At 45.3% G+C, this 8846-nt stretch carries 10 protein-coding genes and 1 pseudogene; 4 read left to right on the top strand and 7 right to left on the bottom strand.

The window, feature by feature from the left end; translation table 11 throughout:
• The coding region (locus PX636_RS15140) for a helix-turn-helix domain-containing protein (protein WP_288117719.1) at positions 1–72 on the bottom strand (72 nt) is incomplete at its 3' end.
• Between the two features lie 512 nt (positions 73–584).
• Between PX636_RS15140 and PX636_RS15145 the strand changes: the two genes are divergently transcribed.
• Both PX636_RS15145 and PX636_RS15155 read left to right on the top strand, forming a co-directional pair.
• A complete protein-coding gene (locus PX636_RS15145; RefSeq protein ID WP_288117715.1) occupies positions 585–1259 on the top strand; it encodes a PEP-CTERM sorting domain-containing protein in 675 nt (224 codons plus the stop codon).
• Between the two features lie 549 nt (positions 1260–1808).
• A pseudogene (locus tag PX636_RS15155) lies at positions 1809–2543 on the top strand (PEP-CTERM sorting domain-containing protein).
• Between the two features lie 173 nt (positions 2544–2716).
• Here the strand turns inward: PX636_RS15155 and PX636_RS15160 are convergent.
• The 3 genes from PX636_RS15160 to PX636_RS15170 all read right to left on the bottom strand — a co-directional run bounded on the left by PX636_RS15160 (position 2717) and on the right by PX636_RS15170 (position 5551).
• Entirely contained in the window at positions 2717–3034 is a 318-nt protein-coding gene (locus PX636_RS15160) for a DUF3067 family protein (protein ID WP_002756874.1), read from the bottom strand.
• A 164-nt stretch (positions 3035–3198) separates the two neighbouring features.
• On the bottom strand, positions 3199–5100 hold the full coding sequence (gene glmS / locus PX636_RS15165; protein ID WP_012265785.1) for a glutamine--fructose-6-phosphate transaminase (isomerizing): 1902 nt from the start codon (positions 5098–5100) through the stop codon (positions 3199–3201).
• 157 nt (positions 5101–5257) lie between these two features.
• Positions 5258–5551: a hypothetical protein gene (locus tag PX636_RS15170; protein WP_288117718.1), complete on the bottom strand. Its 294-nt coding sequence runs from the start codon at positions 5549–5551 to the stop codon at positions 5258–5260.
• A gap of 506 nt (positions 5552–6057) precedes the next feature.
• On the opposite strand from PX636_RS15170, the gene mazE reads away from it, so the two are divergent.
• Together mazE and PX636_RS15180 are read left to right on the top strand one after the other, a co-directional pair.
• A complete protein-coding gene (mazE, locus tag PX636_RS15175; RefSeq protein ID WP_012265779.1) occupies positions 6058–6282 on the top strand; it encodes a type II toxin-antitoxin system MazE family antitoxin in 225 nt (74 codons plus the stop codon).
• Complete coding sequence (locus PX636_RS15180) at positions 6275–6649, top strand: type II toxin-antitoxin system PemK/MazF family toxin (protein ID WP_004162461.1); 375 nt, start codon at positions 6275–6277, stop codon at positions 6647–6649. Before mazE ends, PX636_RS15180 begins: the two co-directional genes overlap by 8 nt.
• 486 nt (positions 6650–7135) lie before the next feature.
• Here PX636_RS15180 and PX636_RS15185 read toward each other — a convergent pair whose 3' ends face one another.
• The 3 genes from PX636_RS15185 to PX636_RS15195 all read right to left on the bottom strand — a co-directional run bounded on the left by PX636_RS15185 (position 7136) and on the right by PX636_RS15195 (position 8706).
• The gene (locus tag PX636_RS15185) at positions 7136–7354 is read right to left on the bottom strand and encodes a hypothetical protein (RefSeq protein WP_012265775.1); all 219 of its coding nucleotides are present in this window, start codon (positions 7352–7354) and stop codon (positions 7136–7138) included.
• 385 nt (positions 7355–7739) lie between these two features.
• Positions 7740–8243 carry a hypothetical protein gene (locus PX636_RS15190; protein WP_041804061.1) on the bottom strand — a complete coding sequence of 168 codons (504 nt, stop codon included), beginning with the start codon at positions 8241–8243 and terminating at the stop codon, positions 7740–7742.
• 16 nt (positions 8244–8259) lie between these two features.
• Complete coding sequence (locus PX636_RS15195; RefSeq protein WP_012265749.1) at positions 8260–8706, bottom strand: hypothetical protein; 447 nt, start codon at positions 8704–8706, stop codon at positions 8260–8262.
• Positions 8707–8846 lie beyond the last annotated feature (140 nt).

Below are 8846 nucleotides of genomic sequence, written 5' to 3' on the forward strand. Positions count from 1 at the left end.
GCCCAATGTGCGCCGCAATAGCGACTCTTGTGTTGGTGTGGGGTAAAATCGGTAAGAATAGGCTTTTTCCATGTCTCACATTTTAGCGTATATCGTGTAAATGCGCTAGTATTTAACAGTAAAGCCGTCGTAGAACGAAGGGGTTTCAGACCCAAATTTTCGATGATCTGCGTTTTAGCTTACCTGTGACCACAAATACTTCCTTGACCGCTTCAAATCACACAAGTCTTTAGATAAGGGCTGTACGATAACCCAAGTAGATTACATTGTTGAGATTGCGTTATTCTTCTAGTAGTTGGGTAGGGTGCGTTAGGCAATCCCTTGTTTTTAGGGCAGAAATCAAGCTCTGAATATGGCGTTGTCAGATCAGAATATGAAAGATGCAATGCAATCCTTGCTATCAAAGTAATTTCAGTTCCAAGCTGATTCGGATCATCTTTCAATTTGACAACGCCCCCTACTGAGGAGCATTTCACTTTCTTTTCATTCCATTAACTTGACATTTAATCTGGCCCAGGTTATAAGTATAATGGAGTGCGTAGTCTACGCACTTTGCCCTAATAAAAAGTAACAAACCACTTAAAATGACCACCAACATTTCTAGACAACTAGCCACTGGCACTCTTGCTATCGCGGCCAGTGTTACCGCTCTCGGCTTTGCTGGTACTGCCCCCGCCCAGGCGATTATGGGTACTTTATCCATCACTGGGGATGCCACAATCGACCCGTGGGGAACTACTGACCCAATGCTTAAACCCTTAAGCGTCACCACGGTCAACAGTGCTACGGGTCAATTTGCGGGGGTGACGGCGGGGAACATTTCTGTTCCTAAGAGTTTTGCATTAACTGGCAACCCTGGTATGATGCCGATGCACATGTTTGGTTCTCCTGCTTCTATAACTGATTTTATTAGCATACTGGTGAACCAGGGTCCTCCCACCGGTCCGGGTGCTGGTACTGTGATCGGTAGTATCACTGGCAGCATGGCTATCGGTTCATTCGCTGGTGTGCCTGGTTCGAGTACGACATCTTACACTGTAACTGGCACCATGCTGTTTGATGAGCCTAATACTGCTCCTGATCTTCTCGGAACTTTCAACATCTCCTTCACCAGAAGCGAAAATGGTGGTCAGGTTTCCCAAGGCTATACTTTATCTCTCCAAAAAAGCTCTGCGATTACCAAGACTCCCGAACCCGCTGCTATCCTGGGTATCTTAGCCGTTGCCGGTGTTGGTGCTTTCGCTCGTCGCAAGAGCTAGTCACTGCCATTAAATCAAAAGCAAGCGTTAAGGTTAAGCTTAACGCCTTTTTTATTGTCTAGAGATGGGGAAGTGGGAAGTGGGGAGTTCGAGCATTTGTATTAAAATATCCAATACGCAATTTAAATGCAGTATACTGTTCACTTAACAATCCCACTGGTCACTGACAAGCTAAGACCCATCTAAAGTTGGGTAGGGTGCGTTAGGCAATCCCTTGTTTTTAGGGCAAAAATCAAGCTCTGAATATTGCCGTAACGCACCACAAAGAAAGGTTTTTGGTGAGTTACGCTAACGCACCCTACTGGGGAGCATCTCACTTTCTTTTCATTTCATTAACTTGACTGGTGCAAGTTGGGAATCTGGTAATGTACCGCAAGTCCTTCGTCATCGCTGTGCTTATCTAAATGGTTGCCTTTTTTAACTTTTTTATTGAGATCATTAAGCATTTCTACTTATGTCAAAGGGCAGATGCTCCCAGGTCATAACTATTCTAGACTACGGATGTCTCCGCATTACTGCCCTAATTAATAAATTGACAAACAACTTAAAATGATCACCAACATATCTAGACAACTAACCACTGGCGCTCTTGCTATCGCTGGCAGCGTTGCCGCTTTCGGCTTTGCCAATACTGCCCCCGTCCAGGCGCAGGTGGATTGTTTACCACAAAGTTTCAACAATTTCAAGGCCAATCCTTGCCGAAAAGGGGACAAGTTGTTTACACACATCAACTGATCTGGCATGGGTATAAATGACCCGAACAATTTTCTGACCATTACGGAAACCGTGCTGCCCTTGGGCGATTTGCACACCTTCACCTTCACCCCAGCTACCCCTCTGCTAAGTTCATCTGGTACTTATGTCATAGATTACACGATCGAGATCGTTGATAACCCCAACACTCCCGACAACGAACTTTTGACGAAGATGTTCGAAGCATTCAGCGCTGGCTATACCACAACTGGCCAGACTGACTCCGGTGTCTCTCTGAACAAGACGGTTTGGTCAGATGCTTTCGGCGGGTCGAGTTTGGTCGGAACCTCAGAGGCTAGAAGCCTGGATATTGGTGGCATAGGCTCTCCTGGCCTAACGGTTCCAATTGCTCCGAATATCCAGAAACTTTACGTCAGAGACACTTTCTCTGTCTCTAGTGTTAACGGATCACTTAACAGTATCACCAACGATTTCAGACAAAAATCCATTGTTAAAACCCCCGAACCCTCTGCTATCCTCGGTATCTTAGCCGTTGCTGGTGTTGGTGCTTTCGCTCGTCGCAAGAGCTAGTCACTGCCATTAAATCAAAAGCAAGCGTTAAGGTTAAGCTTAACGCCTTTTTTTGTGTCTAGAGAAGGGGATGGGGGAGTGGGGGGTTCGAGCATTTGTATTAAAATATCCAATACGCAATTTAAATGCAGTATACTGTTCACTTAACAATCCCACTGGTCACTGATAATTGATCACTGATCACTGATCAGCCATTCCGATGCCCTTTCACCTAAATCTAGGGCCAGACTAACCGCTTTACCGAGACGGGGACGCTCGCGGGTTTCGCGGATAAAAGCTTGAAATTGACTAAAACCACCCCATTCGTGGAGATAATTAGCGATCGCATTGAGATGTTCCAGATATTCAGACTCGGAGAGGGGAAAAGAAGCTTGTTCGAGATATTTCCACATTACCTGGACATGAACCTTATCTTTGATGCGTCGTAGCTGGATATCGTAGGAACGACCCCATTTTTCTAGTAATAATTGCTGTAAGTCCACACCCGTCATGGTTGCTATCGCTTCTCAGATGTCAGTCGGCCTCTTGATTTTATCATAAATGTCAGGGGAAGACCCTCGATTTTACCGAAGGGATGACACCTGAACAACATAGAACAGCAAAGCACAACGATCAGATATCTCCGCTTGATCGGATAGTTTCAACCTGATGAACTTTACTCCACTGTGACACTTTTGGCTAAATTGCGCGGCTGATCTACGTCTAAACCGCGACGGGCTGCGATATGATAGGAGAGCAATTGTAGGGGAATTACTGTTAGAATTGGCGATAATAGTTCTTCAATTTCCGGCACATACAACAAATCATTAAAGACTTTTGGCGCTTCCGTATCGCTGTCGGCAACTACTCCCAATAATCGCGCATCCCTTGCCTTTGCTTCCTGTGCATTGGAGAGAACCTTATCATAAACTATCCCCGGCATAGCAATCGCTACTACGGGAACTTTTGCATCTAAAAGCGCGATTGGTCCGTGTTTCATTTCTCCGGCTGGATAGCCTTCCGCATGAATATAACTGATTTCTTTGAGTTTTAAGGCCCCTTCTAAGGCAATGGGGAAATTAATCCCCCGTCCCAAGAAAATAAAGTCTTGGGTGTCATTAAATTCATGGGCCAATTCTTCGATCGCTTTTTCCTGTGTTTCTAAGACAGTTTCGATCGATCTTGGCAGCGATCGCATTCCATTAATAATTTCCTCGATTCTCTCTAAAGACAAAGTTTGACGACGATAGGATAAATCCAAAGCTAAGAGATAAAAACCCAATAATTGTGCCGTAAAACTCTTAGTTGCCGCCACCCCGATCTCGATTCCTGCTTGGGTATTAATAATCTGATCGACCATTTGTGCTAGGGTACTTTCGGGGCGATTAGTAATACCGATAATCCGGGCCTGATATTTTTTTTCTAATCCTAAACGACGCTGTTTTTCCGTTTCCAAAGCCGCTAAAGTGTCGGCTGTTTCCCCCGATTGCGTCACCCCGATAGTTAAAGTATTGGGCATCAGGGGCGTGGGTGCATAGCGAAATTCCGAGGCGTACTGTACCCTTGTGGGAATACCTGCCAACTGCTCGATCAAGTATTTACCGACTAAACTAGCGTGCCAACTGGTTCCACAGGCTAAAATCTGAATATGTTCTAAATTATCGTAAATTTCTTCAGAAAAATTAATATTTATTGGGTTGACATTATCCTCATTTTGTGCTGTCCAATGGGGATGCAGATAGGTTCCTAAACAGTCGCGTACCACTCCGGGTTGTTCGTAGATTTCCTTGAGCATGAAGTGACGATAACCCTGTTTTTCTACGGTCGTCGGACTCCAATCGAGGACTCTGGGGCTTTTACGGACTCTTTTGCCCTCAAAATTATAAATTTCTACTCCCAAGGGTGTTAACCGAGCGATTTCGCCATTATCCAGGGACAGCACCGCCCGGGTATGGGGAACCAAAGCACTGACATCGGAGGCACAGAAAAACTCCCCTTGACCAAAACCGATGATTAAAGGGGCGTGTTGCCGCACGACAATCAATTCATCGGGATAATCGGGACTAATCACCCCTAGGGCAAAGGCCCCCTCCAAACGTTCAATTGCCCTTAAAACTGCCTTGAGGAAAGGACTCACCCCCAAGTAGTCTTCATCGGTAGGTTTGGGTAGATAACTGGCGATTAGATGGGGAATAACTTCTGTGTCGGTTTCCGAGTCAAATATACAGCCTTTCTCCTTTAATTCTGTTCTTAATACCTGAAAATTTTCGACAATGCCATTCTGTACCACTGCCACCCGTTGACTATTATCGGTGTGGGGATGGGCATTACTTTCTACGGGTTTGCCGTGGGTTGCCCAACGGGTGTGACCGATGCCAATTTGGGAGGGATTAACTTCCTGTTCTAATTTTTCCCGCAGATTGTAGAGTTTTCCCTGGGCGCGGACTCGATGTAATTCACCTTCGAGAATTGTGGCAATTCCTGCCGAATCATAACCCCGATATTCTAAACGTTCCAAACCAGCTAGGAGAATATCGATCGCTGTTTGGGTTCCGATATAGCCAACAATTCCGCACATTCTTTCCCTGACCCCATTTAGGCTAAGTCCGATCTATTCTATCGCAAGCGTGACACTTGTTTGCTTAGAGGCTAAAGACGCACTGACAAGGGCAAAGTTTCCTCTAATGGGACTATCCTTCGCTCATTTTTGGCAGCAAGATGGGGTCAAAGAGGTCTCAAACGGCTCTTTTCGTGCGTCCGCCCAATCGACGAACTTGACGAGAACCAGTAGGAACCATCCAGATTGGGGCATCTGGGCGACGAGCTTCAAGGCGATCACAAGCGGCTATTTCACTCGCGTCAATTTCAAAGTCTCCAGTTTCGAGAGCGATTGCCACAATCTTGCCATGATTACCTTGCTCGACTTGAGAACGTACCTGGGTCTCATAAATCTCATCGCTGCGTCGGGCAAATTCTTCTTTGCTGTAGAGAGGTTGTCGCACTGTCCTTGGCGCGTGACCCTGTGGCAACTTTTGCCCCTCTATTTTAAACTAGGGGTTGCTGAATAATGGTAAAACCCTTTTAAAATAAGGCTTTTGACCTGTTAAAATCCGATGTTAGTGCTGCGAAAATCGGATTGAGACCTTCAAAAACCTTGCATTATCCTTATTGTAGTACACAAGTTGGTACAAAAAGAGAGGGTAACAAAGCCTGAAACTCCCGACGACCGACGACCGACGACCGACGACCGGCTACTGACTCCTAACCCCACCAACAAACTTTTTCAGCAAACCCTAACCTAAACATTGGCAATCTTCGCTAACATTCCTCAACTGGGCCCACAAGAGCGGCGTACTGCTACGCAGTGCCTTCGGCATCGCACTTAGACTCATAATCGGAGTCTCGGAGTCTCGACTAGGAAATTAATTTTGCACGACTACTTACTTACAGATCAGAGGCAGGCGTTGACAATTAACGTAGGATTAGTTAGTATGATGATCTAATCCTACCGGGCTGTCCTAGGCAGTTTATGGCAATGAGTAAGAAAGTCAGCATAACCTTAGACGACGAAGTTTTGGACTTTGTAGATCGACTAGCAAGCAATCGTAGCCGCTTTATAAATGATGTTCTCTGGCAAGAGAAGAGAAGGATTTTTATGAAAGAGCTAGAAGATGCTTATAAAGATCAGGCAAATGATCCAGAGAGCCAAGAAGAAATTTCTGTCTGGGATATTGCAGTGGGCGATGGTCTAAATGCCTAATGGAAGACTAACCTACAAGCGAGGAGAGATATGGTGGGTCGATCTGAAACCCGTTGTTGGTCATGAAACCGATAAAGAACGCCCTTGCCTGATTTTACAAAACGATATGGGCAATCAAAATGGAACAACGACAATAGTTGCTCCATTGTTGCTGGGGAAAAAGACTTATCCTTTTGTTGTGAATATTACACCGACAGTGCAGAATGGACTAGACGGAGATCGACACATCAACTTAAGTCAAATGAGGGCTGTAGATTCTCAGAGAATTAAGAATCAACAGGGTGTTTTAGAAGACGTTTATTGGGAAGAAATAGAGAAAGCAGTCTGTATTGAACTCGGTTTCAGTTTAGCTTTTAAGTCTTCATAGCGCGATGCCGAAGGCACTGCATAGCAGTACGCCATCGCCCTAGGGTGCGTTCCCTAAGGTGGCTCCTACTGCTCCACCGATCGATTTTTGGGAACGCACCCTACACATTGATTGAAACTGTGAGTTTAAGTGCGACCGCTGATCTTAATAAGTACCTAAGCAAAATTAATTACACATCTAAGCCACTACTCCGTCAGACTTCTGGTGTGAGGAAACAGTGAACTGAAAACTCAAATCCGATCCCTAATAGCTGTCTCGGAGTCTCGGAGTCTCGGAGTCTCGGAGTCTCGACTAGGAAATTAATTTTGCACGACTGCTTATTGATGCGTGCAGAATAGATGGGCAGCTTTGGATGGACTTTCTTGAATCGCAAGCTGGGATAGCTTGGGTCTTCTTTGAATTGCCGATACTCTTTACGGGTCTGCTCTTGAATCGGTTTTGGAAGCTCAGAAAACATCTCCCGAAAACGAGCAGTGGTACAAGACTTCACAACGTTTCCTGGTCTAATTCTTGAGTCTTGCCCGATCGATGTTCTGCCATTGCTTCGGCTGCTAGTTTAGCCAGCAAGTTTGGTGAGCGGGCAAAGGAGTCATCCCATCGCTGCTCTTCTTCGAGTTCTGCCAAAATTAGGGTTGCGATCGCGTCCTGTTGAGCGGTTGACAAGGTTTTTAATTGGGCGATCGCCTGCTCAAGTCGTTCAGTCATAGACAACATCTAACGTATAGGGCTTAATATATTCTAGCTTCCACGTTGCTACAGCGATGGCGTACTGCTACCCAGTGCCTTCAGCATCGTACTTAAACTCACAGTTTCAATCAATGTGCATGGTGCGTTCCCCAAAATCGATCGGTGGAGCAGTAGGAGTCAGATTAGGGAACGCACCCTACAAGATCGGCGATCGCACTTGCATTAGCAATTATTGTAGGTTGGGTTGACGCAAGGAAACCCAACAAAGAGTAACCTTTGGGGTGGTTGGGTTTCGCTTTTTCAAGTGAGTTGAGCTATTTTCGACCCAGTATTGTTTCGCTCAACCCAACCTACGAGACTACGAGACTCAACCCACTAACGACAAAGGCAACGTGGCCTAAAATTATCTGCGTTTAATGAGAAAATCGAAAAATCCGAAACCTGAACGAAACTTCATGTACTGGTAAGCAGCTTGCCCTCCTTGTTTATCTAAAATTGCGTCATAAGCTTCAGCAGCCTTTTCATACATTTTTTGTGTATCTCCCCTTTGAGCAGCTTGGCAGGCAACCGCATCATGCACTCTCCCTGCTGGGAATAAATTGTTTACTTGGTTATAGAAGCGGTAATCTCCACAAGGTGGCATCCAAGAGTTACCTTGCTGGAAATTTAATTCGGTGCATCTTGCATTCATGGCTGGATAATTTTCTGGACAGATATACCCATCGAACTGCATCGTTGGCAAATTGATTGGAGGCTTTTGCCCTTCTGGTTTTTGTGGAATGGTTGAGCGATCGCATAGAAGCGCACTCGCGTTAAGTCCGCATGGCGGTAGTGCATTAGCGGGAACAATTCCTGCCCATGCGGGAATAAAGGTCATTGCGATCAAAAAAAGTTTTACGTTTTTCATGGTTTTTCAGGTTAAACTATCTGTACTCAGGAGGTGTCCATCCAAATAGTTGAATCATACTTGCGGCTTGTGAGTCCAAATACTTCTTACGTCCAGCCTCTCCATCAAAATAGTTGTTGGAATATAAAACGTCAGCAAACCTTTTGGTGAGAATCCATACAGTATTATAGTCACCCTTTGCAAGAGCCTTACATAGGGCTGAGACAATTTCTCCCAAACCCAAAGCTCGCCAATTAGGGAGTTCATTGGTTACATTATTGAAACATTCTTGAAACTCTTGTTGTGCGGAACGAACAGGCTGCTGCTGCGGCTGTCGCAGTTGTTCCATCATTCGGTCATGCCAGAACCATTCTTCATCTTCGCGGGTGAACACGTCGTCTGCCTGAGCAACGACTGGATGCAAAACGAAGAATAGTAAAATCCCAGTAGATAGAAAGGAGTAAGGCCCCCTGCGAATCTTCATGGTAAAAACGGGTGTTGTTTATTTATTTCACGACAATTTCCGTATAACTATTGATTATACGGAAACTTTCTGCACAACACTCTCCAGAGTAACGATATGGGTCAACTTTCTGTATATCACTCCATTTAGGCGCAATCGCA

The sequence above is a fragment of the Microcystis sp. M53598_WE2 genome (assembly GCF_030067735.1).
GTDB lineage: Bacteria > Cyanobacteriota > Cyanobacteriia > Cyanobacteriales > Microcystaceae > Microcystis > Microcystis aeruginosa.

Coding starts and splice junctions, on each gene's coding strand:
- PX636_RS15145 (WP_288117715.1), top strand. CDS start 585: ATGACCACCAACATTTCTAGACAACTAGCCACTGGCACTCTTGCTATC.
- PX636_RS15160 (WP_002756874.1), bottom strand. CDS start 3,034: ATGACGGGTGTGGACTTACAGCAATTATTACTAGAAAAATGGGGTCGT.
- glmS (WP_012265785.1), bottom strand. CDS start 5,100: ATGTGCGGAATTGTTGGCTATATCGGAACCCAAACAGCGATCGATATT.
- mazE (WP_012265779.1), top strand. CDS start 6,058: ATGAGTAAGAAAGTCAGCATAACCTTAGACGACGAAGTTTTGGACTTT.
- PX636_RS15180 (WP_004162461.1), top strand. CDS start 6,275: ATGCCTAATGGAAGACTAACCTACAAGCGAGGAGAGATATGGTGGGTC.
- PX636_RS15185 (WP_012265775.1), bottom strand. CDS start 7,354: ATGACTGAACGACTTGAGCAGGCGATCGCCCAATTAAAAACCTTGTCA.
- PX636_RS15190 (WP_041804061.1), bottom strand. CDS start 8,243: ATGAAAAACGTAAAACTTTTTTTGATCGCAATGACCTTTATTCCCGCA.
- PX636_RS15195 (WP_012265749.1), bottom strand. CDS start 8,706: ATGAAGATTCGCAGGGGGCCTTACTCCTTTCTATCTACTGGGATTTTA.